This window comes from Citrobacter sp. RHBSTW-00986 (assembly GCF_013783065.1).
GTDB classification, from domain to species: Bacteria; Pseudomonadota; Gammaproteobacteria; order Enterobacterales; family Enterobacteriaceae; genus Citrobacter; species Citrobacter braakii.
Genome location: NZ_CP056200.1, coordinates 4,211,413 through 4,236,489 on the forward strand (window position 1 = coordinate 4,211,413; position 25,077 = coordinate 4,236,489).

General features: G+C 51.2%; 24 protein-coding genes. 7 read left to right on the forward strand and 17 right to left on the reverse strand.

Annotated elements, in window-relative coordinates; genetic code table 11:
- The first annotated feature begins 49 nt into the window (after window positions 1-49).
- The 3 genes from HV345_RS20340 (at window position 50) to HV345_RS20350 (ending at window position 3,207) form a co-directional block, all read left to right on the forward strand.
- On the forward strand, window positions 50-1,330 hold the full coding sequence (locus HV345_RS20340; protein ID WP_115191031.1) for a DUF445 domain-containing protein: 1,281 nt from the start codon (window positions 50-52) through the stop codon (window positions 1,328-1,330).
- A 97-nt stretch (window positions 1,331-1,427) separates the two neighbouring features.
- Window positions 1,428-2,615 carry an MFS transporter gene (locus HV345_RS20345; protein WP_181635993.1) on the forward strand — a complete coding sequence of 396 codons (1,188 nt, stop codon included), beginning with the start codon at window positions 1,428-1,430 and terminating at the stop codon, window positions 2,613-2,615.
- A 190-nt stretch (window positions 2,616-2,805) separates the two neighbouring features.
- Window positions 2,806-3,207 carry a hypothetical protein gene (locus HV345_RS20350; RefSeq protein ID WP_049269974.1) on the forward strand — a complete coding sequence of 134 codons (402 nt, stop codon included), beginning with the start codon at window positions 2,806-2,808 and terminating at the stop codon, window positions 3,205-3,207.
- A 60-nt stretch (window positions 3,208-3,267) separates the two neighbouring features.
- Here the strand turns inward: HV345_RS20350 and HV345_RS20355 are convergent, their stop codons facing one another.
- From HV345_RS20355 to uxuA, 5 genes are all read right to left on the reverse strand, one after another.
- Window positions 3,268-4,305: a porin gene (locus HV345_RS20355; protein WP_181635994.1), complete on the reverse strand. Its 1,038-nt coding sequence runs from the start codon at window positions 4,303-4,305 to the stop codon at window positions 3,268-3,270.
- A 176-nt stretch (window positions 4,306-4,481) separates the two neighbouring features.
- Window positions 4,482-4,691 carry a hypothetical protein gene (locus tag HV345_RS20360; RefSeq protein ID WP_016151558.1) on the reverse strand — a complete coding sequence of 70 codons (210 nt, stop codon included), beginning with the start codon at window positions 4,689-4,691 and terminating at the stop codon, window positions 4,482-4,484.
- Between the two features lie 647 nt (window positions 4,692-5,338).
- The gene (gene uxuR, locus HV345_RS20365) at window positions 5,339-6,112 is read right to left on the reverse strand and encodes a Uxu operon transcriptional regulator (protein WP_029139754.1); all 774 of its coding nucleotides are present in this window, start codon (window positions 6,110-6,112) and stop codon (window positions 5,339-5,341) included.
- A 221-nt stretch (window positions 6,113-6,333) separates the two neighbouring features.
- Complete coding sequence (locus HV345_RS20370) at window positions 6,334-7,809, reverse strand: fructuronate reductase (RefSeq protein ID WP_181635995.1); 1,476 nt, start codon at window positions 7,807-7,809, stop codon at window positions 6,334-6,336.
- A gap of 78 nt (window positions 7,810-7,887) precedes the next feature.
- On the reverse strand, window positions 7,888-9,072 hold the full coding sequence (gene uxuA, locus HV345_RS20375) for a mannonate dehydratase (protein ID WP_047414556.1): 1,185 nt from the start codon (window positions 9,070-9,072) through the stop codon (window positions 7,888-7,890).
- A gap of 260 nt (window positions 9,073-9,332) precedes the next feature.
- On the opposite strand from uxuA, the gene gntP reads away from it, so the two are divergent.
- Window positions 9,333-10,676, forward strand: coding sequence for a gluconate permease GntP (gene gntP, locus HV345_RS20380; RefSeq protein WP_019078289.1), 1,344 nt, complete (start codon window positions 9,333-9,335; stop codon window positions 10,674-10,676).
- Between the two features lie 48 nt (window positions 10,677-10,724).
- On the opposite strand, the gene HV345_RS20385 is transcribed toward gntP, so the two are convergent.
- The 3 genes from HV345_RS20385 to HV345_RS20395 are packed head-to-tail and all read right to left on the reverse strand — an operon-like array spanning window position 10,725 to window position 13,567.
- Window positions 10,725-11,417: a lactate utilization protein C gene (locus HV345_RS20385; RefSeq protein ID WP_016151553.1), complete on the reverse strand. Its 693-nt coding sequence runs from the start codon at window positions 11,415-11,417 to the stop codon at window positions 10,725-10,727.
- Entirely contained in the window at window positions 11,410-12,837 is a 1,428-nt protein-coding gene (locus HV345_RS20390) for a LutB/LldF family L-lactate oxidation iron-sulfur protein (RefSeq protein WP_016151552.1), read from the reverse strand. Before HV345_RS20390 ends, HV345_RS20385 begins: the two co-directional genes overlap by 8 nt.
- Before the next feature lie 10 nt (window positions 12,838-12,847).
- Window positions 12,848-13,567, reverse strand: coding sequence for a (Fe-S)-binding protein (locus HV345_RS20395; protein WP_181635996.1), 720 nt, complete (start codon window positions 13,565-13,567; stop codon window positions 12,848-12,850).
- 579 nt (window positions 13,568-14,146) lie between these two features.
- Between HV345_RS20395 and HV345_RS20400 the strand changes: the two genes are divergently transcribed.
- On the forward strand, window positions 14,147-15,700 hold the full coding sequence (locus HV345_RS20400; protein ID WP_016151550.1) for an L-lactate permease: 1,554 nt from the start codon (window positions 14,147-14,149) through the stop codon (window positions 15,698-15,700).
- 471 nt (window positions 15,701-16,171) lie between these two features.
- On the opposite strand, the gene pdxY is transcribed toward HV345_RS20400, so the two are convergent.
- From pdxY to HV345_RS20415, 3 genes are all read right to left on the reverse strand, one after another.
- Complete coding sequence (gene pdxY / locus HV345_RS20405; RefSeq protein ID WP_016155591.1) at window positions 16,172-17,029, reverse strand: pyridoxal kinase PdxY; 858 nt, start codon at window positions 17,027-17,029, stop codon at window positions 16,172-16,174.
- Window positions 17,030-17,040: 11 nt separating this feature from the next.
- A complete protein-coding gene (locus tag HV345_RS20410; RefSeq protein ID WP_016151548.1) occupies window positions 17,041-18,306 on the reverse strand; it encodes an aromatic amino acid transporter in 1,266 nt (421 codons plus the stop codon).
- A gap of 188 nt (window positions 18,307-18,494) precedes the next feature.
- Complete coding sequence (locus HV345_RS20415; protein WP_016155590.1) at window positions 18,495-19,865, reverse strand: tyrosine phenol-lyase; 1,371 nt, start codon at window positions 19,863-19,865, stop codon at window positions 18,495-18,497.
- Between the two features lie 777 nt (window positions 19,866-20,642).
- Between HV345_RS20415 and symE the strand changes: the two genes are divergently transcribed.
- Window positions 20,643-21,005: an endoribonuclease SymE gene (gene symE, locus HV345_RS20420; protein ID WP_181635997.1), complete on the forward strand. Its 363-nt coding sequence runs from the start codon at window positions 20,643-20,645 to the stop codon at window positions 21,003-21,005.
- Between the two features lie 62 nt (window positions 21,006-21,067).
- Here symE and HV345_RS20425 read toward each other — a convergent pair whose 3' ends face one another.
- The 3 genes from HV345_RS20425 to HV345_RS20435 are packed head-to-tail and all read right to left on the reverse strand — an operon-like array spanning window position 21,068 to window position 22,341.
- Window positions 21,068-21,553 carry a type VI secretion system tube protein TssD gene (locus HV345_RS20425; protein WP_016151545.1) on the reverse strand — a complete coding sequence of 162 codons (486 nt, stop codon included), beginning with the start codon at window positions 21,551-21,553 and terminating at the stop codon, window positions 21,068-21,070.
- A gap of 18 nt (window positions 21,554-21,571) precedes the next feature.
- Complete coding sequence (locus tag HV345_RS20430) at window positions 21,572-21,898, reverse strand: DUF1493 family protein (protein ID WP_016151544.1); 327 nt, start codon at window positions 21,896-21,898, stop codon at window positions 21,572-21,574.
- Entirely contained in the window at window positions 21,892-22,341 is a 450-nt protein-coding gene (locus tag HV345_RS20435) for an STM2901 family protein (RefSeq protein WP_003830103.1), read from the reverse strand. Before HV345_RS20435 ends, HV345_RS20430 begins: the two co-directional genes overlap by 7 nt.
- A gap of 258 nt (window positions 22,342-22,599) precedes the next feature.
- On the opposite strand from HV345_RS20435, the gene HV345_RS20440 reads away from it, so the two are divergent.
- A complete protein-coding gene (locus tag HV345_RS20440) occupies window positions 22,600-23,472 on the forward strand; it encodes a phosphorothioated DNA-binding restriction endonuclease (RefSeq protein WP_181635998.1) in 873 nt (290 codons plus the stop codon).
- A 159-nt stretch (window positions 23,473-23,631) separates the two neighbouring features.
- Here HV345_RS20440 and HV345_RS20445 read toward each other — a convergent pair whose 3' ends face one another.
- The 3 genes from HV345_RS20445 to HV345_RS20455 all read right to left on the reverse strand — a co-directional run bounded on the left by HV345_RS20445 (window position 23,632) and on the right by HV345_RS20455 (window position 25,071).
- A complete protein-coding gene (locus HV345_RS20445; RefSeq protein WP_181635999.1) occupies window positions 23,632-24,429 on the reverse strand; it encodes a helix-turn-helix transcriptional regulator in 798 nt (265 codons plus the stop codon).
- Between the two features lie 114 nt (window positions 24,430-24,543).
- Entirely contained in the window at window positions 24,544-24,819 is a 276-nt protein-coding gene (locus tag HV345_RS20450) for a type II toxin-antitoxin system RelE/ParE family toxin (protein ID WP_181636000.1), read from the reverse strand.
- Window positions 24,820-24,822: 3 nt separating this feature from the next.
- Window positions 24,823-25,071, reverse strand: a complete 249-nt coding sequence (locus HV345_RS20455) for a CopG family ribbon-helix-helix protein (RefSeq protein ID WP_094760973.1) — start codon at window positions 25,069-25,071, stop codon at window positions 24,823-24,825.
- Window positions 25,072-25,077: the final 6 nt, after the last annotated feature.

The following is a 25,077-nucleotide window of genomic DNA, read 5'->3' on the forward strand; positions in this document are numbered from 1 at the left end:
GCTCCACATTTTTTGCGCGATCCCCCCGTCTGGCTCTATCCTTAAGCCTATGAATAAAATTGCTGAACTCAAACGCGCCAAGCGACTGGCGCTCTCATTGCTGCTGATTGCCGCCGCTACCTTCGTCATCACGCTGTTTCTGCCGCCTAACTTCTGGGTGCTCGGGATCAAAGCGATCGCCGAAGCGGCGATGGTCGGCGCGCTGGCGGACTGGTTCGCCGTGGTGGCGCTTTTTCGACGGGTACCAATCCCGTTTATCTCGCAACATACGGCGATTATCCCACGCAATAAGGATCGGATCGGGGAGAATCTCGGTCAGTTTGTGCAGGAAAAATTTCTCGACACCCAGTCCCTGATCGCCCTGATCCGCCGCCATGAACCGGCGTTGTTGATTGGTAACTGGTTCAGCCAACCGGAAAACGCCCAGCGAATTGGCCAGCATCTGCTGCAGATCATGAGCGGTTTTCTCGAACTCACCGACGACGCCCGCATTCAGCGGCTGATCAAGCGGGCAGTGCACAAAGCCATCGACAAGGTCGATCTCTCCGGTACCAGCGCGCTGATGCTGGAAAGCATGACCAAAAACAACCGCCATCAGGTGTTGCTCGACACATTGATCGCCCAACTTATCGCCCTGCTCCAGCGCGACAGCTCGCGGGCGTTTATCGCCCGACAGATCGTGCACTGGCTGGAGACCGAGCATCCGCTGAAAGCGAAGATCCTGCCGACTGAATGGCTGGGCGAGCACAGCGCCGAACTGGTGTCTGATGCCGTTAATTCCTTACTGGATGACATCAGCCACGATCGGGCGCATCAGATCCGCCACGCCTTCGATCGCGCCACGTTTAAGCTAATCGATAAGCTCAAACACGATCCGGAGATGGCCGTGCGGGCCGAAAGCATGAAAAACTATCTGAAGGAAGACGAGGCCTTCAACCGTTATCTTGGCGAACTGTGGGCAGACCTGCGCCAGTGGGTGAAAACCGACATTAACGCTGACGATTCGCGCGTGAAGCAGCGCATCGCCAGCGCCGGACAGTGGTTCGGCGAAACACTGGTTGCCGACAGCGCCCTGCGCGCCTCACTGAATGGGCATCTGGAGCAGGCCGCGTATAAAGTTGCGCCGGAGTTCGCCACCTTCCTGACGCGCCACATCAGCGACACGGTGAAAAGCTGGGATGCGCACGATATGTCGCAGCAAATTGAGCTAAACATCGGCAAAGATTTACAGTTTATCCGCATCAACGGCACGCTGGTCGGCGGTTCTATTGGGCTGGTGTTATATCTGTTGTCGCAAATTCCTTCCCTGCTGACGCTGGCGAATTTTTAAGGAGAAAGTAAAATCCCTGTTTTTATTTTACTTTTCATTATCATTTGCACATGTAATATAACAATTATCAACCTAACAGCGTGAAATGAGAGTCCGTATGTCCCAGGGAAGCCCCGATTCAAATCGTCATGCCATCAGCGTCGCGCTCTTTGGCATGCTGGTCTTAATGCTGGGCATGGGAATTGGACGCTTTCTGTATACGCCGATGCTCCCGGTACTGCTGTCGGAAGGCCAGTTTACGTTTGACCAGCTCTCCTGGATTGCCAGCGCCAACTACGCTGGATATCTGGCGGGAAGCCTGCTCTTCTCCTTCGGGCTCTTCCATCTTCCCTCACGTTTACGCCCGATGTTGTTAACTTCTGCGCTCGCTACCGCAGGGTTGATTCTGGCAATGGCAAGCGTTAAGCAGCCCGCGCTGGTGATGATGATCCGTTTTCTGGCAGGCGTCGCCAGTGCCGGTATGATGATCTTTGGTTCGATGATCGTCCTGCATCATACCCGGCATCCCTTCGTGATCGCGGCGTTGTTCTCCGGCGTTGGCGCAGGCATTTTGCTGGGCAATGAATATGTCATCAGCGGTCTGCATTTTGCGCTGTCATCGCACACGCTCTGGCTGGGGGCAGCGGCAGCTTCCGCTGTATTCTTTGTGCTACTCGTTATGCTCCTGCCATCTCGCGACCATGCGCTCCCCGCCGCAGCACCGGTAAAAACAGAGCATCAGCCTATGTCCTGGTGGCTGCTGGCGCTACTGTATGGGTTAGCCGGATTTGGCTACATCATTGTCGCTACATACCTGCCACTGATGGCGAAAAGTGCCGGGTCGCCGCTGCTGACGGCCCATCTCTGGTCGTTGGTCGGCATATCGATTATTCCGGGTTGTTTCGCCTGGCTGTGGGCTGCCCGACGCAGGGGGGTGTTGCAATGCCTGACGGCGAATTTACTGATCCAAAGCGCTTGCGTGGTCATGACGCTCGCCAGCGACTCCTTGCCGCTGCTGGTGATAAGCAGCGTGGGTTTTGGCGCAACGTTTATGGGGACCACTTCGCTGGTCATGCCGCTCGCCCGTCAACTTAGCGTACCGCGCAATATTAATCTGCTGGGCCTGGTCACCCTGACTTACGGCATTGGTCAAATACTCGGGCCGCTATTAACCAGCCTGCTGGGAAGCGGCGCTCAAGCGATCGTTAATGCCACGCTATGCGGTGCCGTCGCCTTGTTTATTGCGGCACTGATCAGCCTCACACAATTATACAAACAGCGTTTCGCCTCCCCCAAAAGGGTATAATCGACAACCTTATAAACAGGTATCTTAGGATTAGTCCGCAATCAAATGTCAACATTTAATAAACCACAAATAATCAGCAATTACCCGCCAGACAATTTATAATTCCCGGCTGTTCATTTATAAACTCAATTTAAAATGCGTAAAAATGGACATATTAACTCAGCATTAACACTATCTTCGGGAAAAGTACATGTCATGGTTTAAAAAAATACTACTGGGGTTAATTATTTTGGTGGGTTTAATTGGCACGCTAAAGGATTATAAAGACTTTGGCCTGTTTGGCGCGTTAGGATTGTTTCTTATATTCCTGTTAACAACAACATTTTTATGGCAATGGGCCTCTGGCAGGTTACCAGAGATAACCCAGCTTCAGGCCGTATTTATTTTACTGGCCAGCGCGGTAGCCTCAATTTTTGTTATCAATATGGCAATTGCCGGAAATTTGCATGTGGATTTAATGGAGGTCATGTACGTTACCATTACGCATAATCCACTTTTTTACCTGATTCTCTGCGTGGTCGCATGGGTAAAAGTGGGCATCTGGCAATGGCTGTTTAGCGGTGTACAGGTGAAAGAGAGTCAGCCAGTTTAAACACGGCAGAGGTAAAAAAGGCGTCTTAACTAAGACGCCTTTTGCATATCAGTACAAAACCTAGAACTGATAGGTCAGACCCGCAACAACCTTGTTGTCGTCGTCTTTGCCGTCGAGCAGGTTAATTTTGTAACCCACATCAGCCACGATGTTTTTGTTGAAGTAGTAATCCGTGCCCAACGCAACGTATTCGGTCAGGTCATTATTGTTGTTGTCACGCGCGTGAACGTAACCCACGTTCGGACGCAGACCAAAATCAAACACATACGCAGCCATTGCTTCAAAGTGCTCAGCTTTATCCGCCTTCTGAATCAGGTTGTGGGACTCGCCGTACATAGTCGCGACGTAGATGGCATTAGCATCATATTTCAGACCCGCGCCCCAGAACTCTGCGTTTTCGCCATCCCATTTAGCGTCTTTATTGCCTTTCTTTTGGGCTGTTGTGATTGAACTATTTGTGTAGGTCGCAATAGCAGACACGCCGGAATCCGCAATGTTGTCATAGCCCAGGGAGAAGCCGTAGCCGTTACCGTGCTGCTTAGTCAAATTAGGTTTTGTCGGGTCTTCCGAGTTGGCATCACCTTTACCCTGGTATTGCGCACCAATGTTCAGACCATCAACGGCTCCAAAGAGATTTTTGGTGCGGAGTGTTGCAACGCCAGAAGTACGTGAAGTAAGGAAGCGGTCAGCATCTTCAAAGGAGTCGCCGCCGAACTCTGAAAGAGTGTCAGTGTAAGCTCCCACGTCGTAAGCGATACCGTAGTTACGACCGTAGTCAAAGCTAACGTCATGGCCATAATCCAGGCCAGCAAACGCCAGACGTGTATTGACGCCATTCTGAGAACCTTCTGCTTTAGAGGCATCAAACTGACTTTCAAATTGGCCATAACCGGTCAGTTGATCGTTGATTTGTGTCTCACCGCGAAAACCCAGACGCGCGTATGTACCGTCGGCATCGGTGCCGCCAGTCCAGGAATGGACCGCTTTTACTTTGCCGTACAGATCCAGTTTGTTGCCATCTTTATTATAAATTTCCGCTGCATGAACGGAGGTTACCCCTAATACCATTACAGCTAATGCCACTGCTGACTTTTTCATGTTATTACTCACTTTTAATTGTGAATTTTGCTATCAACTTTGTTATGAAGGCAGAATACCCGCATAAAAAAGCCCCCTATGGAAAAGGGGAAAACCTCTAACACACCAATGAAGGTAATAATAAAGTGGCAAGACACATATCATTTGGGGTTAAATAAAACCCGAACAGAGAGTAATTACTTGGATTCTTCGTTTACGCTCTCATTAACAGAGCGATATAACATTATTGCTTCGGCAATAATATCTTGTTTACTTTTACGGGTTTCAAATGCCAGCGTACGAACATATTCCCACAGAGAGGTATCGACACGGGCACTTAAAAGAACCATATCTTTTGAACGGGTACCCCTGGCCTTTCTAATATCGGGGTAATCTCGAGAGGGCATTATCATCTCCTGAACGCAAACACGCTTATGGCGATGAAATATGCAGTCAGTGTAAAAACATGTCAACGGCAAAATACAGTGACAATAGTAATGAAACTGTTAATAGCGGACAAAAAACTGGAACAGCATTTCAAATGAAAGATAACTTGATTATAGAATAATGTGTAATTTTAACTTTACATATGTTCACTTTTATTCATTTGATTAAAAAAGCCAGAACTATTGACAATAAACATGACCTCAAATCAAAACATCATTACAGCCAATAAGTTACGTGACGTTATTAATGTCTACATTTCCGTGAAGCGCCTGTTTTTATGCACTGTTATTCCGGGCAGCCTCGCTCTGACCACCGCGGAAATCAGTTTGATTCTCACTTAACACAGGCCCGTTTTGTCTAAAAATAAGCACGGAAAGGTAAAAATAAGGTAAACAATGCATTTTTTCGCATGCAAAAATAAGTTGTTTTTAATTGATATAAATCAATTTTCACCGCGTAACGACGGCGGAAAAATCATCATCTGAGGTGATGGAAACCTTTTTTTACGTGACGTTCATGACGAGAAAAAAGCGTTGTTATGCAATAAACTTTTGTGCTGAAAAGTGTCGCGCGGGCTGCAACAGCCCGCATGGGAGAGGAAGGAAAATCAGGCGTTAACTTTATCCAGCGGCCAGGAATCAAACAGATAACCATCAAAGTCGATGTCATCAACATTTGAAAACTCCAGCAGGCGCTGTTTGACGTTTTCCAGATGCTGCCACATTGCCAGCTTGGCTGCGCGGGCATCCTTTTTGATTAATGCCGCCAGGATCTGTTTGTGGTCACCCATCCACTCTTTACGGTAATGGGTATCGTCAAGGTGGCTATGGAGCTGGATCCACATCGGGTTGTTCTCACGCCACTGCCATGACTGGCGAAACAGCTCCACCAGCATGCTGTTATGCGTGGCTTCGGCTATGGCGAGATGGAACTGCATGTCGCCGCTTTCAGAACCGTTCGCTTCGCTGGAGGCCAGCTCCCGCTCTTCCAGCTGTAACGCCTGGCGCATTTTAACGATATCTTCACGGGTAGCCTGCAGCGCGGCGAATTCGGCGATATTGCTTTCCAACAGCTGTCGCGCCTGCAGCAGCTCAAAAGGACCAGCGTCATTGCAATGATTGACATCCGTACTGTCGATGGTCTGCGCATCTGCATTGTCGAGTACGTAGATCCCGGCGCCGCGGCGCACGTCCACCAGACCTTTAATTTCCAGCATAATTAACGCTTCGCGAACCACCGTGCGAGTGACGTTGAGCATCTCAGCAATTTCACGTTCCGGCGGCAAACGCTCCCCGGGCTGGTACGGCGTCTGGACAATCAGATCGCGGATCATTGCACCCACTTCCTGGTAGGGTCTTTGTTGAGAAGTGTTCGATTTCATCGTGTTATGTCCGTCAGATGCGTCAATTCAGATCCGTAGGCCGGATAAGGCACATGCGCTGCCAACTGGCACCTGTGCCATTGGCTGATGGCGACGCTGACGCATCTTATCAAGCCTACAAAAAACGTTTTTTCGCCTGAACTATAGCATTTGCGGGAAGCCAAAAACAGAAAACGGGTCAACCAAATCAGCATTTTGATTGACCCGTCATACTTCGGGGATTATGCGTCAGCGCCTAACGCCGCAACGCACTCGCGTGCACCGTGTTCACACAGCTGTTGATACGTCGCGATAATTGTCTCAACAAAATCAGCGTTTTCCGCCAGATCATGGCCAAAAATGCCGCTCAGCCCCAGCAGCGCCGTCACGCGTTCGGCCCCCTGGAACTGTTGGTTAATGCGCTGGAACTCAGCCAGCAAGGGGTCGACAACATCAATGGCCTGCCCCTGTTCATCCACGCCACGGGTATAGCGCATCCAGCCCGCCACGCCCAGCGCCAGGTGACGCCAGTCGCTGGCGTTTTGCAGATGCAGACGCACCGGATCCAGCAGGCGCTGCGGCAATTTCTGGCTGCCGTCCATCGCAATCTGCCAGGTGCGGTGACGCAGTGATGGGTTGCTGAAACGCTCAATGAGCAGCGTCGCATAGGCGTTAAGATCGGTGCCTTCCGGCATCGACAGCGTCGGCGCTTGCTCCTGCATCATCAGCGCGAACGCCGCTTTGCGGTACGCCGGATTTGTCATGGTATCAGCGATAGTTTCATAACCGCCGAGATAGCCCAAATACGCGAGGAAAGAGTGGCTGCCGTTGAGCATACGCAGTTTCATCATTTCAAACGGCACCACATCGGCAACGAACTGCGCACCAACGTTATCCCAGTCAGGGCGACCGTTGACAAAGTTATCTTCGATAACCCACTGACGGAATGGCTCACAGGCGATAGCACACGGATCGTACACGCCCAACTGGTCGGCAATCTCTTGCAACGTTTCTGGCGTCGCCGCCGGAACAATGCGGTCAACCATGGTGCACGGGAAAGTGGCATTAGCCTCAATCCACTGCGCCAGCTGCGGGTCGCGCGCCTGCGCCAAACCCAGCACCGCGACTTTCGCCACATGACCATTTTCACGCACGTTATCGCAAGACATCACGGTAAAGGCCGCAAGCCCTTGCTCACGACGCAGATGCAGCGCCTGTACGATGTAACCAATCGCCGATTTCGGCGCGCCTGGATTCGCCAGATCGTGTTTAATCAGCGGGTTATTGAGATCTAACTGTCCGCTGGCAGCATCGGTGCAGTAGCCTTTTTCCGTGACCGTCAGCGAGACAATTGCCGTCTGCGGGCGCGCCATAGCCTGTAAAATACCATCACAGCCGTCAAGCTCCGGGTGCAACGCTTCTTTCATCGAGCCAATCACTTTCAGCACGGTGTTGTCCGCGCCTTTTTCCGCCACGGTATACAGCAGTTGCTGTTTGCGCAGGTTTTCAATCAGCACGCGGTCGTTACCCGGCATCAGGTTAACTTCACAGATCCCCCAGTCGCTGTCGGTGGTTTCCAGCAGATGATGGGTGTACAGCGCCTGGTGCGCGCGGTGAAATGCGCCGCATCCCAGGTGAACAATGCGGGATTGCAGGCGCGAGCAGTCCCATGCAGGGCGAGCAACCGGCAGGTTGCTATTGGCAATTGTCGTTGTCATCGTGAACTCCAGAACCCGTTGAATGACCAACGGAAGAGAAAAGAAAAAGCCGGCCAGACAGGTGACCGGCAACTCGCTTTAGCGGCTAAAGAAAGCGCGCTGGATAGCCATCTCAACACCACGCACTTCCGCCAGCCCTTTCAGTCGACCAATCGCGGAGTAGCCTGGGTTGGTTTTCTTTTTCAGATCGTCAAGCATCTGATGGCCGTGGTCCGGACGCATTGGGATCAGGTCCTCTTTACCCTCGGCTTTACGGCGCTGCTCTTCCTCAACGATCGCTTTCACGACTTCGTACATATCGACGTCGCCGTTAAGATGCGCCGCTTCATGGAAGGTTTTCGGGTTATCTTCACGCAGCGTGGAGCGCAGGTGGGTGAAGTAAATACGTGGGCCAAACTGTTTGATCATGTTGACCAGATCGTTGTCCGCCCGGACGCCGTAGGAGCCGGTGCACATGGTAAAACCGTTCGCCATGCTGTTGACCGTATCGACCATCCATTGCATATCTTCCACGGTGGAAACAATGCGCGGCAGGCCGAGGATTGGGCGCGGCGGATCGTCCGGGTGTACCGCCATCCGCACGCCGGCTTCTTCCGCCACAGGAATAATTGCTTTCAGGAAGACGGCAAAGTTCTCACGCAGTGCGGCTTTATCGATATCTTTATAACGCGCAAGATGCTGGCGGAACTGGTCAAGCGTATAGCCCTCTTCCGCGCCTGGCAGACCGGCGATGATATTGCGGGTCAGACGCGCTTTGTCTTCATCGCTCATGGTGGCGAAGCGTTCATTCGCCTGAGCAATCTCTTCGGCGGTGTAATCCGCTTCCGCGCCCGAACGTTTGAGGATGTGCAGCTCAAAGGCGGCGAATTCAATCTGGTCAAAACGCAGCGCTTTGGAGCCGTCCGGCAGGACGTATTCCAGGTCGGTACGGGTCCAGTCGAGAACCGGCATGAAGTTGTAGCACACGGTACGAATGCCGCACTGGGCCAGGTTACGCAGGCTTTGCTGGTAGTTGGCGATCCACTGCTGATAGTTACCAGAACGGGTTTTAATGTCTTCGTGGATCGGTACGCTTTCGACGACCGACCAGACCAGGCCCGCCTGCTCAATAATGGCTTTACGTTTTAGGATCTCATCAACCGTCCACACTTCCCCGTTCGGGATATGGTGCAAGGCGGTGACCACGCCCGTGGCACCCGCCTGACGTACATCCGCTAAGGTGACCGGATCGTTAGGACCATACCAGCGCCATGTCTGTTCCATCTTTTATTCCTCATTTACGTTATGGACTCGACGATATGGCACATAAATTCCTCCTTTTGGTATGACATGTCAACCTGAAGGAATTAATTGGTTAACCAAATCACGATTTTTGCTGATTAGATCGCCATTTTGCGGCCAGGAAGCGCAGTAAAGATGTAAACATGTAACGCAATGTGACATTCATCGCATCAATGGTTAACCAATACGGATAACATCTCAACCAAAATCATAATAGTTCAACCAATAAAGGTAGACGTTATATGCATGTTCTCAATATTCTGTGGGTCGTATTCGGCATCGGTCTGATGCTGGTGCTCAATCTAAGATTCAAAATAAACTCGATGGTCGCCCTGCTGCTGGCGGCGCTCTCGGTCGGCATGCTGGCGGGTATGGACTTAATGGCGCTGCTGCACACCATGAAATCCGGCTTTGGCAGCACGCTGGGTGAGTTGGCGATTATCGTGGTATTCGGGGCAGTCATCGGTAAGCTGATGGTCGATTCCGGAGCGGCGCATCAGATTGCTCATACGCTGCTGGCGCGACTCGGGCTGCGCTATGTGCAGCTGTCGGTGATCATTATTGGTCTGATTTTTGGCCTGGCGATGTTCTATGAAGTGGCGTTTATTATGCTGGCGCCGCTGGTGATCGTCATTGCTGCAGAAGCAAAGATCCCGTTCCTCAAGCTGGCGATTCCTGCCGTTGCTGCCGCCACCACCGCCCACTCTCTGTTCCCGCCGCAGCCTGGTCCGGTCGCGCTGGTTAACGCCTACGGCGCTGACATGGGTATGGTCTACATCTACGGTATTCTGGTGACTATTCCGAGCGTGATCTGCGCCGGGCTTATCCTGCCGAAGTTCCTCGGCAACCTCGATCGCCCGACGCCGTCATTCATGAAGGCCGACGTACCGGTTGACCAGAACAATCTACCGTCTTTCGGCATCTCTATTCTGGTTCCGCTGATCCCGGCGATCATCATGATCTCCACCACCATCGCCAACATCTGGCTGGTGAAAGGAACGCAGGCGTGGGAAGTGGTCAACTTCTTAGGCTCCTCGCCAATTGCGATGTTTATCGCCATGATTGTCGCCTTCGTGCTGTTTGGTACCGCGCGTGGTCACGACATGCAGTGGGTGATGAACGCCTTTGAAAACGCGGTGAAAAGCATCGCCATGGTGATCCTGATCATCGGCGCGGGCGGCGTACTGAAGCAGACCATTATCGATACCGGCATCGGCGATACCATCGGCATGCTGATGTCGCACGGCAATATTTCGCCATACATCATGGCGTGGTTGATAACCGTGCTTATTCGTCTGGCAACCGGTCAGGGCGTGGTCTCAGCCATGACGGCAGCGGGGATTATCAGCGCAGCCATTCTCGACCCGGCAACCGGTCAACTGGTGGGCGTCGATCCGGCGTTGCTGGTACTGGCGACGGCGGCAGGCTCCAACACCCTGACCCATATCAACGATGCCTCGTTCTGGCTGTTCAAAGGCTACTTTGATCTGTCGGTGAAGGATACGCTGAAAACCTGGGGTCTGCTGGAGCTGGTGAACTCCGTGGTTGGTCTGATTATCGTGTTGATCATCAGCATGATTGCATAACGTCGATACCGCTCTGGCCCACAGCCCAGAGCGGTTCTTTCTCCTGCCTTAACAATCCTCAATAATCAGATACACCGCCTTCACTGGGCCATGCACCCCAACCACCTTGATAAGCTCAATATCCGCCGTCGAGCTGGGTCCGCTGATAATGTTAATGCACGACGGCATACGCTCACCGGCCTGCGCTTTCTGATGCAGTTTTTCTGCCAGTTGCGCCACGCGCGGCAGGATGGTGCTTTTACGCAGCACGAAAATCGAGGACTCCGGCAACAGGCTCAAAGAACGCCCGCGCTCCGGCGCGGAAAACAGCACCACGCCGCCGGATTCAGTCAGGCCATACTCGGCATACACTACGCCGACTTTCGCCTGCTCGGCCTCGGTAATATTTTCGCTGCCTCGCGCCGGATCCCAGACCACGGCGTTGCATTCCTGCTGCAAGCGTTCGGTGATGCCCAGCGCCACCAGCCGGCTGTCGCCGCTCAGCACTACCGGCTGACCCAATTCTTCACACAGGCGTAGCGCTGCTTCTGCGGCCTGGTCCTCGCGAGTCAGTTCACAGCGGGCCAGCATCACTTCGCTGGCGAACTGGATAAACGCATCGCAGCGCTGCTGCGGGCTAAGTTCGGTCAGGCGCTCGTTGGCATAATTGTTAACCGGCGCGGCATCCGCTTGCGGTTCGAAACGCGGCGGGCGACCCAGCGCCTGGGCGATGGTGTTTAAAAACGCGGTACGGTTATCCATTCTTTTTCTCCTGCGCCTGATGTTTCTTAAACCAGCTGCGGAAGCTCTCGCCGTCAGCATCAGGCAGATCGCGCGCCTCCATCCAGTCACCAATCGCGCCAACCTTGAGCGGGGTTTTCCCGCCATTGATAAACCAGCTTGCCGCATGCGCGCCCGCCATCATCCCCACTTTCCACAGCCCCGGATGGCTATTGGCATAAGCGAACATTTTGATCGCCCGTCGCTCAGCTTTCGGGGTAATGCCCTCCTCGGCCATCACCCGACGATGACGCAGGATCAGTTTTGACAGCGGAATACGCACCGGGCAGACGCTGTCGCAGGCCGTACATAAGGAACAGGCGTACGGCAGGTCTTTAAAATCTTTATAGCCGCCGAGCAGTGGAGAAATCACCGCTCCAATAGGGCCGGGATAGATCGAGCCATAGCCGTGTCCGCCGATGTGGCGATACGCCGGGCAGGTGTTCATACAGGCTCCGCAGCGGATGCAGCGCAGCACATCGCGAAACTCAGAGCCCAGCACCTGCGAGCGACCGTTATCGACAATCACCAGATGGAACTCTTCCGGTCCGTCCACGTTATCCGCCTCACGCGGGCCGGTCAGCCAGGTGTTATAGCCCGTCAGACGAGCGCCCACGGCGCTGCGCGCCAGCATGGTGATCAGCACATCCACATCGGCAAAGGTCGGCGCGATACGCTCCATGCCCATCACCGCAATGTGCGTTTTCGGCAGCGTGGTGCACATGCGCGCGTTGCCTTCGTTGGTCACCAGGCATACTGAACCGGTTTCCGCCACGGCAAAGTTACAGCCGGTAATACCGATTTCGGCACTCAGGAAATCCTCGCGGATCTTCTGGCGAATGAACAAGGTCATGGCTTCCGGGGTTTCCGGGCCGTCATACCCCAGACGCTCGTTCAGCACCCGGCGGATCTGATAGCGATCTTTATGAATAGCCGGCACCACGACGTGCGAAGGCGGATCCTGATCCAATTGCAGGATGTATTCCCCGAGATCGGTTTCGATCACCTGGATTCCCGCATCCTGCAGGACATGGTTGACGCCGATCTCCTCGGTCACCATCGACTTGGACTTCACCACCTTCTTCGCGTTTTTGCTGCGCGCGACCTGCAGAATGTAAGCGGTGGCCTCTTCTTTGGTTTTGGCGAAATAGACGTGGCCGCCGTTTTGCGTCACTTTCTCGGAGAGTTGATACAGGTAAGCGTCGAGGTTGCTCAGCACGTGATCGCGGATCTGGCTGGCACGATCGCGCCAGTCTTCCCAGTGGCCTAACTCATCGACCATTTTTTGTCGATTTGCGCCAATACGCTCCTGCGCATTGGCCACGGCTTTGCGCATGATCGGATCTTCTATCTGCTGACGAATGCGCAGTTTAAATTCTACATCGCTGGTTTTTATCGACATCTCTTTCCCCTCAGCGGCTCATCAGCACTTCAGCAATATGCATCACTTTGACCGGCTGGCCTTCCCGTTGCAGTCGACCGCCAATGTTCAGCAGGCAACTGACGTCTGCGCCAATCAAATATTCCGGCTGCGCATCCATCAAATGTAAGACTTTCTCTTTCACCATCTCGCCGGATATCTCGGCCATTTTGACCGAGAACGTCCCGCCAAAGCCGCAGCAAGTGTCCTGATCGGCAAACGTCAGCAGCTCCAGCCCGCGCACGTTTTTCAGCAGCGTGAGCGGCTCTTCCTTCACCCCCAGCTTCCGAGTCAGGCTACAAGAGGGATGATAGACAGCGCGGCCCTGCAGGCTGGCGCCGACGTCCACCACGCCCAGCTTGTTAACGATAAAGGAGGTGAGATCCTGCATACGCGCGGCAACCTTTTCGGCACGCAGCGCCCATTCCGGTTCATCGACCAGATACGTCGGATAGCTTTTTACCGCGTAGGTACAGGAGCCTGCTGGCGAGATAATCGGATCGTCGTTATCTTCCAGGGCGGCGATCAGGTTTTTCATCCCGGGGATCGCCTCTTTGATGTAACCGCTGTTAATGGCTGGCTGACCGCAACACCCTTGCTTCTCGGGGAAATTAACGCGACAACCCAGTTTTTCCAGCAGCAATACGGAGTCTCGTGCCATCCGTGATTTCAGTGCGTCACCAATGCAGGTAACAAAGAAATTTACATTCACAATAACTACTCCATTGCTTCATTTCTGTTTATTGCGCTTGATATCGCGATATCAAGCAAAGGTTCAGCCGTATTTCACGCCCAGTTTTCTGTTTGCTGTTTTTACTAATGCCTGGGTTCATGGTGATGCTCGGGTCGTTTTCCTTTGATGCCGACTCTCCGCTTCTTAAGTCAGGACAGTCGCATATGTCTGTATTTTCATTTGTATGACAAAACTAAATAATCCCCTAATCAACCCCCATATGCAACAACCAGGTTTATTTCTTTCGGTCTCGCTCACATTTTTATATTTAAAACCACAGAGTTATGAACACCTTAAAAACAGTTTCAGGTGCTTACTATTCTCATCACCAGCATTATTAAAAAGGTTATCATATAACTATTTATAGGTATTCAGCTTACTCTTAAGTATATTTACCTGGCATTGGATTTTAATTAAAAGATTACAATAGTTACAAAACTACAAATCATAATTACTTTATTCACTGAAGCGATTCAGTTTACATACTTTATTAACCCAGCAATGTAGCCTCCCCAGCATAAATATAAATCAGGTTTAATGAACCAATCAGGAATAGCAATGAACGAATATTTTATGTTTGCCCTGGCACTCTCTCCTTTACTACTGATGGTATTTTTAATATTGAAATTGAAAATGCCCATCCATTATTCCGTGTTGATCTCTTTGGTATTCACTGCCGCGCTGTCGGCCATATTCTGGGAAATGCCCGTACAGAATCTGAAAGCCGCGATAGGCTATGGCGCCCTGAAGGGGTTATGGCCGATTGTGATTGTGATCCTCGGCGCCATCTTCAGTTATAACGTCATGCAGGCGACCAAGGCGCTGGATATTCTGCGCGATATTCTCGCCAGCATTAGCGAAGATAAGCGTATTCAGGTGCTACTGATTTCATGGTGCTTCGGCGGATTCCTTGAAGCCGCGGCAGGTTATGGCACGGCGGTTGCCATTCCGATCGGCATTCTTATTGCGCTGGGATTCAACCCGCTGAAGGCGGCGATCGCTTCCCTCGTGGCGAATACCGTTCCCACCGCGTTCGGCGCGGTCGGGATCCCGGTTTCTATTCTGGCGGAACAGGTTAACCTGCCGGTGTATACCTTAGGCGGAACCATTATTCTGCAGCTCGCGCTGTTTAATATCTTGCTGCCGTTTGTCATTGTCTGCATTATTGGCGGCGGCCTGAAAGCCATTCGTGGCGTATTTCTGATCACGCTGATTTGCGGCATCACCACGCTGGTTCCGCAATATTTTGTCGCCATTCATCTTGGCGCGGAATTGCCCGCCTTTGCCGGTAGCCTGGTCAGCCTGTTTGCCGTGGCGATGGTCAGTCGCCTGCGCAAAGGGAAAACCGATCCCGAGTGGCGCATTGAGGTCAGCCATACCCGCGAAACCACGCCGCGCTCGGCAAAAGTGTTGTTCCGCGTAGGCTCTATCTATCTGTTTATTTTTGTTTTTATCCTGCTGTGCTCACCGCTGTTCCCGACGATCAAAGGCGCGGCGTCCCAACTGGCCTCGGTGCTGCATTTCACGCTCGCCGACGGCAACACGCTGGCGCTGAAAGTTGAATGGGTGACCACGCCGGGGATGCTGATCATCTTTGCGACCCTTATCGGCGGTTTTATTCAGGGAGCGTCCGCACGCGGGATGCTGGAAGTGTTTATCAAAACCATTTTCCAGCTTAAAAATTCCATTGTGGCGATTATGGCGATTGTCGCGCTGGCCACGGTGATGGATCTCAGCGGGATTATCTCCACGCTGGCCCAGTCGATTGTCGATCTGACCGGCAGTTCCTACGTCTTCCTCGCCCCAGTGATTGGCGCGCTGGGCACGTTTGTTACCGGCAGCGATACCAACTCGAATATTTTGTTCGGCAAACTGCAAACCATTGCCGCCAGTAAACTACATATCGATCCCAACTGGCTCGCGGCGGCGAATACTTCTGGCGCAACGGGGGGGAAAATGATTTCGCCGCAGAGTATCGCCATTGCGGTTTCAGCCACCAAAATGGACGGACAGGCCAACCAGATAATGTCTGGCACCATGAAATACTGCTGCGCCTATATTGTGATCCTCGGCCTGAAAGTCGGTCTCTTTTATTACTGGTTTATGGCGTAATCCATTGTCAACCCCGTCAAATTCACGGCAACCGTATTTGACGACCTGGTGACCAAAAAGGTTTACACCGCTTCAGGATCGAAACGAAGCGACTGGCTTTACGATTTGTCGGCGCTGACTAAAATAGCGCCGATGTTTCAAATCGAGGATTGTTGTTATGTTGTTCTGGAAAAAGATGGTGAAGAAGTTCGACGCCTTTTCCGCGTTGATCCCACCACGCTACTTCCGCGTGTAATGCCTGGCGCTAATGCCTGATGGCGCTTCGCTTATCGGGCCTACGTTTCACGCTCATTTGTAGGCCGGATAAGGCGCAAGCGCCGCATCCGGCAGCAGAGAAAAATGTTCTCCCCTTTCACTTACGCAGCCCGCACGCTCTTAACACCCTGACCCACAGACGAAGCCATGCAAAACGGTAGATCAGCGGATGCTGAAATCGTAGCAGTGTCAGAAACATAGAGCCTCCTTGCGGCGCTACAGCACCGTTGCCAGATAGCGAATTTGCGGCTCCATTATCTGGTGACGCGCGTCTATCAGCCGCAGTTCATACGAGTCGTGCTCTTTCGTCAGCCGCATCACCGCGTCGACGACACTGGTGGTCCGCTCCAGCGCCTGCTTGTCCTCATAACCGTTGAGCAGTGAAGCCAGCATCACGCTGCAAATCAGATCCCCAACGCCCACCGGCATTTTGGCAAAGGTATACAGCGGCCGGGCGATGTGTAACGTCTGTTCAGCCGTCACCAGCAGCATTTCAAACGCCTGTTTGTCGCGCGAGCAGTCGCCGAGATGTTTCACCAGCACCTTCTTCACGCCCCACGCCACCAGCTGCTGCGCCGCTTCCACCACCTCGTCAAAACTACGTAGTTGTCTGCCCGTCAGCACGCCCAGCTCATAGAGATTCGGCCCCATCACATCAGCCAGTTGAATGGCGTCATCGACAAAAAAGGACTCCACGCCCTGCGCGACGATGCAGCCTTTTTGCGGGTCGCCCATCACCGGATCGCAAAAATAGAGCGCCTGCGGATTACGCTGGCGAATGGTGGTGACCGCGAGCTTCACCTCTTCGCAATGGCGTTTGTCCCCGAGATACCCGGACAGCACGGCATCGCATTGCGCCAGTTTTTGCAGATCATCCAGCCCGCTGATGATGGCGCTCAGCTCGCCGTGCGGCATCGCCATGCCCTGCCACATCCCGTACTGGGTGTGGTTGGAAAACTGTACGGTGTAAAACGGCCAGACATCGATCCCCGAGAGCTGCATCGGCAACACGGCGGCTTTATTTCCGGCATAGCCATAAACGACTGACGACTGAACAGACAACACGTTTTTCATTTTGACTCCGTCTAGCGAAACGTTGGCAGCAGACCAAATACGTCCAGAACAACCGTCAGATAGACAACCGCCCCACAGACAATGACCAGATTGAGCACGGTGTTATTACACGGCGCGGTATAGCTGGCGGTCGGAAAACGTTTCCGCGCCGCTTTCACCAGGAACGGCGGCAGGATCACGCTCCAGATGGTAAAGGCCAGACCGGCGTAACCAATGGCGTGGACAAACCCGTTCGGGAAGAAGAAGCACACGGCGGCTGGCGGGAAGTAGGTCACCAGCGCGGTTTTCAGGCGACCCATGCCGTCATCCGGGAAGTGAAACAGGTCGGCGATGTAATCGAACAGGCCAAGCGTCGCCGCCAGCAGGGAACTGGCTACCGCAAAGTTGCCGAAGAAGGTCAGGATCAGATCCATATAACGGCTGGTGAACAGCCCGCTGATGGCCTCGACAAACACATCGATATTGCCGCCTTTGGCGATAATCGGTGGGAATGAGGAACGGCTGATGTTGCCCATCGTGACGCCCAGCCAGAAGATATACAGCAGCAGGGCAAACAGCGTGCCGATGATAATCGAACGCGTAATATTCGAGATCCCGCTCGTGCCATACAGCTTCACCAGGCTCGGCACGTTACCGTGAAAACCAAACGAGATAATGCAGAACGGCAACGTCATCAGGATATACGGCAGGTACTGCGAATTGGGCAGCGCCACCGCCACGCTGTCGACAAGTTTCGCCACTTCGATATGACCCACCAGGCCAGAGAAGGTGGCAAAGAACGCGATAAACTTACCGATAATCAACACGGTAGTAATACGTCCAACCAACAAGGAGCTGTACCAGGCAATCGCCCCGACCAGCATACTGACGATCACCACCGAGATATTCGCCGGAAAGCGCACGCCGCTGTATTTGAACACGGTTTGCGCCATCACCGCCGACGAACCAGAGATATAGGCATAGGTCAGAATATACAGCACAAAGCCGAAAGCGATACCGACCACAATATTCCACTTTCGGCCTAATAAATCCTGAGTAAAAGTATTAAAACTGGCACCAGCGCCATAATGCAGGTTAACTTCGACCAGCATCAGACCGGTTAATAACATCATGATGGCGATAAACAGAAGAATAACTGACGCACCGGGGAACCATACGCCAGCCATCGCAATCGGCAGGGAAAACATCCCTCCACCCACTACGGTCGCGATAACCAACATGGTTCCGCTAATCAGTCCGGGGGTACTACTCTGTCGCTCAATGGCATTAATATCCATGATAAATGTTCCTGTAGACTATTCGTTATAATTACAGCTGTCATTTGTACATCATGCGGATAATAAAAATGTCGGAGTCAGGGTTTACTTTTGTAGTTATGTCACGGTAACGGGCACCGCAAAGGCTTCCTGTTCATGGAAAAGAAATACAAAAAAGCCCCATCCTGAGATGGGGCCATAATTATTATTTAGATATAGTCAAAGCGTGCAGTAAAGAAACGGAGCTGCTTCGGCTCGTAAATAAACTTCAGCCCGCGAATATCTTCTTTGTGCTGGTAAAGTTTAATAATACCGTCAGCCACCACATCCATATGCGCGTAAGTATAAACGCGGCGTGGAATAGTCAGACGCACGGTTTCCAGTTTCGGCCTGTGGTGTTCACCGGTCACGTTATTACGGCCCGCAGAGATAATTCCGCGCTCCATACTACGTACGCCGGTTTCCACATAGATACTGGCAGCCAGGCTTTGCGCCGGGAACTCGTCCTGCGTCAGATGCTCGCAGAAGCGACGCGCATCAAGGAATACCGCGTGACCGCCCACCGGTTCAACAATCGGTACACCTGCGGCTTTCAGCTTGTCGCCCAGATAGCGAACCTGCTTCACGCGGTGCTCGATGTACTCATACTGCATGGCTTCGCGCAGACCAATCGCCATGGCTTCCATGTCGCGTCCGGCCAGGCCGCCGTAAGATGGCATACCTTCGTAAACAACGACTAACTCTTTGGCAGAAGAGAACATTTCGTCATCGTTCATGCACAGGAAGCCGCCGATATTCACCAGACAATCTTTTTTACCACTCATGGTACAACCGTCGGCGTAGCTGAACATCTCATGCACGATCTCTGCGATGCTCTTGTTCTCAAAGCCCTGCTCTTGCTCTTTGATAAAGTAGGCGTTTTCTACGCAGCGGGTAGCGTCGTAGAACACTTTAATGCCATGTGCTGCAGTCAGTTCACGCACCGCGCGCATGTTAGCCATGGAAACCGGCTGCCCGCCTGCGAGGTTAACCGTGACTGCCAGGCAAATATAGGCAATATTCTCGGCGCCTTTTTCATCAATCAGTTTTTGTAATTTTTTAAGATCGATATCACCTTTAAAAGCAATATTCAGACCGGCATCGTGCGCTTCGTCACGAACGATATCGACAAACACCGCACCATTTTTTTCCTGGTGATAACGGGTGGTAGTGAAATACATATTCCCGGCAACATATTGCCCCGGTTTAATTGCCAGCTGCGATAACAGGTTTTCTGCGCCGCGCCCCTGGTGAGTAGGAACAATATGTTTAAAGCCGAACAGTTCCTGCACGGTTCTTTCCAGATGATAGAAGTTTTCGCTGCCCGCGTAGGCTTCATCACCCATCATCATGCCGGCCCACTGCTTGTCGCTCATTGCGTTAGTGCCACTGTCTGTCAGCAGGTCAATATAAATATCTTTCGAATTTAACAGGAAAGTATTGTATCCCGCTTCCTGCATTTTCTTAAGGCGTTCATCACGCGGGATCATAGATACAGTTTCAACGCTTTTAATACGGAAGGGTTCTGCCGGATAATTCATTTTGTTTCTCCAGTAACAGTGGTCATGTACGTATTAATGTGAAGTAAAGCATACCTGGTTCATCAATAAAGTCTGATGAAATATAACTATTCGCCTCCTGAGTCAGGGGGAGAAATAATGTGGAGGCACTATGCAAGATTTAATTGATTATGGAAATAGCCTGGTCAACATTAATCACTGGCAATAATTTAAAAAGCTGTAAATGTAGGTGATGCAAATCACACGTCATTTTTTTACCCGTTCATATTCAACAAGTTTTTTTTGCGTGTTGATTTGCCATTTGCGATGGTGCCCCCGTGGAGAGGGGAAATACTGAAAACTTAACTTTCCAGGCTGTGCTCATACTGTATTGCTGAATGAGTACACCCCATTTTGTGAGAGTCGGATCACTTCACAGGTTTATATTTGTGATTCACATCACTAAAAGTGTAAAGCAAAGTGTACAAAACGGCGTTGTTTCAGAGTTTGCTATTTGCTTCAGTGAGTTAGATCTCATTTTTGGCCTGATACACATGGGCGTTATTTTCTGGAAATGGCAGGTATCAGGAGGATGGGACAGGAATGAATTTATACGGTGAATAATACTATGTTTATTGGGATAGAGAGGATTTCTATTTATTCCGAAAGCGTGCTAATCGCGCTTATTTCATGTTATTTACATCTGGACTTCCCGCCAATTACTGGGGTAATTTACAGGGGTTTTATTAGCGCGATGCGAAGGTGCGCCAACACCTCCGCATCGCTAATCACAGTAACTATTTCACGAGAATAGCCATCATGACTGATACGCATTGTATTGCAGTTTCATTTGATCCAGAAGTGTACGTCGCAGATAACCGTTGCCTGAAGGTGGGTTATGCGAGCGGTTATCCTGATTACAGCCGTTTGCCGGTGAAGTATGTCCAGTTTCCGTCCATCGTGATGAAGGGCCAGTGGCTTAAAGCCGCCGGATTCGACACCGGCACCCGCGTCGATGTGCGCGTCATGCAAGGCTGCATTGTGTTAACCGCCCGCGCGCCCGAACCCGAAGAGTCAGAACTGATGAAATCCCTGCGCGCCGTGGAAAAGCTCTCCGCGCGTAAGCAAAAGCAGGTGCTGGAGTTTATCGGGGTGATTTCGGGGAAAGGGTCGAAGGGGTGAGAGTGTGATAGTAATTAAGGCGCCGAAGGGCGCCTTTTTTGGGGTATTACGCCACTTTTGCTTTATGCCGTGGTGCGTTCGTTCCAGGCGTCGGTATATTGAATATTGCCATCTACAATACACCAGGTGATTTTTTCATAGCGCAGCTGTACGCTTTCCAAATGTCCGGTTCCCGTTACCGTACGTGTGTCATGCACGATTGGTGTCACTGATACAACTTTTACACCTTCAAGCAGGGTATTAAAATATTCCACTTCCTGGCCTGCGTCGTTTATGTGATAGAACTTAAGTTCCGCACTTTGAAGTGTCTGACCTGTCGCAACTGCTTTGTAAAGGTATGGGCTGGAGGAATCGATCTCTTTGTCAAAAAGAAATGGGCCATGTTGGCGTGTGCCGGTTAGCTTCCCGGTAGCACCATCTGTTGGAATGCTAAGGTTATGTGTTAAACCACGTAACTCAATACTGCCTTCACGTCCCTGGACATCCGAGCCTCCACGAATCATCGCGCCACCATCGTCTTTTAAAAATAAATGAACGGGTACAGCCATTTTCAACACTCCTTGTAATCAATCATATAACCAGCGGCCTGCTCTGGCTGATTCTGCGAACATACGCACAGTAAGCGGTTTTGACACTTGTTTGATGGGTTCGTTGGTAAACCATTTTCTATAGACCGATTCTCTTTCCCACGGGTAATAGGCATCGAAATCAATCACAGAAACATCAACGTTATATTTCTCTCCAAAATCATCAATGGCATACGGTAATTCATCCCATTCAGCGTAACCTTGCAGCGGCGTATCAAGTTCAATCGGGATAGGCTTGAAAGTAAACGTTACCGCGAGAGATAACTCTCCCCGAAAAAATTCTAATACCTCGTTATCCGTCACCATACGCGATCTTCCTCTCTGGCAATGGTGTTGTAGGTATTCACCGTTTTATAGACAATTTGGGCGACATCACTTGCGAGTAATGCCCAACCAATCACAGGAATTGTTCGTCCAACGAATGCCCCCAGATTGTTAGTCATCATTGGTTTTAAATATTTGATACTGGCATTGGTGATGGTAGGAAGCCTGACGGACAATGTTACGTTAAGAAACTCACGAGAATATTTGGAGGCAATTGATGTGCCTTGTGTTGCCCCATATGGCTTACCCCGTGTTTTCAACAATGGTAGCCCAAGAATGATACATGACATTGTTACCACATCTTTAATTCCCCCAAATTGTTCATCAATTTTGTCGAGAAAAATCCAGAAAAATAGCTCACCTGCAGAAATGTTACAGACCCCTTTATAAAAGTATGTTCCGTTGAGTTCCTCTACTGTGTCCACTAGAGATCCTTCGATATGCAATAATTTGCATGCTTATCGTACTCCTGCGTACCCTGGTGGGGGAACGGTAACTGCCGTGGCGTATGTGTTTTTCAGAAAACATAAAAGTGATGTCGTTGATGTCAGACAACATGCCACGGATAGTGCTTTATCAAATTGATACCAATAAGTGACGTCGATAGCGCATCAACCCGTCTTTGCTTGATCAGGTGATATTTTGCGAGCATCATCGCAATTATTTACCTGATAATGAAATCAATGAGTTCCAGTAAAACCCTGCAGCAGGCAATTGCCGACATCACCATCTGGCGTAAAGGCGAGCAGCGTGCGCCGCACAAACCTTTGCTGCTGCTTCATGTGCTGGCGGGTTATCAGCAGGGTCACGGTCGCCTGTTTGACTACGGTTCGGAGGTTCGCGACCCGTTGCATAGCCTGCTGGAACGATTTGGACCACAGCGCGCGCAGTACCGCCCGGATATGCCCTTCTGGCGCTTACAGGGCGATGGGTTCTGGGAGCTACAAAACGCCGAGCAGTGCTCAACATCCGGCAGCAGTAAACAGCCCCCTGCCGGAGAACTGGTGACGCATAACGTTGCCGGAGGCTTTGATGAACAACATTTTGCCCTGCTGAAAAAGAACAAGAACCTCATCAACGCCCTGGCCCAGCAAATCCTCGAAGCGCACTTCACCGAAAGCATTCAAGAAGAAATCGCGGATGAACTGGGGTTTGATATCCTCCAAATCCGCAAACAGCGGGACCCGTTGTTCCGCCAGCAGGTTCTGCGTGCTTATAACTATGAATGCGCCATTTGTGGCTTCAATATGCGCCACGACAGCACTTCAGTTGCGCTTGAAGCGGCCCATATCAAATGGAAACAGCATGGTGGCCCGTGCGAGATTTCAAACGGACTGGCGCTGTGTGCAATCCACCATAAAGCCTTTGATAAAGGTTCGATTGGGCTGGATGAGAGTATGCGAGTTCAGGTGTCACCCGCAGTGAATGGCAGCGGCATGGTGGGCAGACTGTTCTGGGATTTCGACGGTAAATCGATAGCGCTGCCTATGATGCGCGAGAATTATCCAAAAGAAGGGTTTGTAGAGTGGCACAGGAAGGAGGTGTTTAGAGGGTGAGTGCGAAGGCCGGACTCGTACATTACACTTAACCTCATAATTTATAAATAATTTAAATATTATCACTGACAATATACCAACGCAGATACCAACACATAAATTCATTGATTTTCGGTATCGAACCCGGACGATTAACGCCAGCCAAAGTTATTAAACCAATCACTCATCATCGTCTTCGACTGGTTCCAGCACGTCAAGCGCAACTCTCACCATCGCGATAGAACCAATACGGACAAAAGCGTCTTCACCATCCTCATCGGTCAGCATGTAACGATCCGTTGTTTCAGGTTCACAATCCAGCATTTCAAAAAACGCGTTCAACTGACCGATTTCACACGTCTCTTCGTTTTGCGGCGTATCAGTCTCAACGCACAGTGGAATCTCACCTCCTCCGTTCACCAGGGTAATATGGACATTAAAATAATCGTCTTCGCAGGCATCATCCTCTTCGTCAACGATTGGCCGCAGACCATCAGACAAAAACTGGTGAAATACCACTTCACGCATATTTAACGCATAACGATACTCGGAAGAATCAAAAACGAAGAAGCGCTCTGTGTTTGGGGCGGTTTTCTCCTGAAAATAATAATAAAACCTCCGCTTATCCGCCGCTGAAATGGGCAGCAGCAAATAGTCCTGATGTCCCTGTAGCCAAAGTTTTACGGTCCAGAGACCACTGTCCATTTCAATGCCGCTTGTGGCTATCGCTTCAAGATCTTCATCGGTTTTACGACGCTTCTTGCGGAAGTCGTTTATCAACCGATCGCTTTCTGGGAACACTACGTTTAGAGGTTTATCCAAGGCATTGCATATTGCCTGCGCGAGGCTCAGCTTTGCAGCAACGTTCCCGGTTTCAATACGCTGAATTTGCTGCTGGCTGGTGCCGACCATAAACGCCAGCTCGCGTTGGGTGATAGATAGCTGGGTACGAAGCTGTTTGATGTTGTTCTGTAACATGGCATCCATCCTTCACAAGGGGCAGAAGGTGCCATTAAAACACATAAATGAGTAAAGACACAAAAATGTGTTTTTACTCAGTAATCAACGCTCGTGAACGAAAAGAAAATTCCTTCATCGCTCTTCTTTTGTATGCCAGAGATCCACGATATAGATGTCATTGCCACGGAGTTCGTAGTGAACCTCATAGTCATCGAATAACACTTTTCGGACTTCCCGAGGTTCATACCGAGTCTGCTGCACGCCAATTGCCGGATGCGCTGTAAGACCAGCACAGCCAATAATCAGGCGATCCAAAACGTTATCGGCGTGCTGGCGGCTGTACTGAAGGGCGAAACGGTAGATACGTTCCAGATCATCCTGAGCTTTAAGCGTCCAGTAAATTTCCATCTATCAGGCTTTCTTTAAACGGTTAGCGAAATCCACCATGTTCGAATGACTCACCACACGACCGGCATCCACATCAGCAAGACCGGCCTGGATACTCTGATGACGCCGTTCTCGTTCGGCCAGCATACTGGTCAACGCTTCCTTAATGATCCAGCTTTTAGAACGATCTAACTCAATTGCCAGATTTTCAACAGCAGCGGCCAATTCAACGGGTATCTGTGCGCTGATGGTTTGTTTAGTAAGCGAACCCATAGGGAT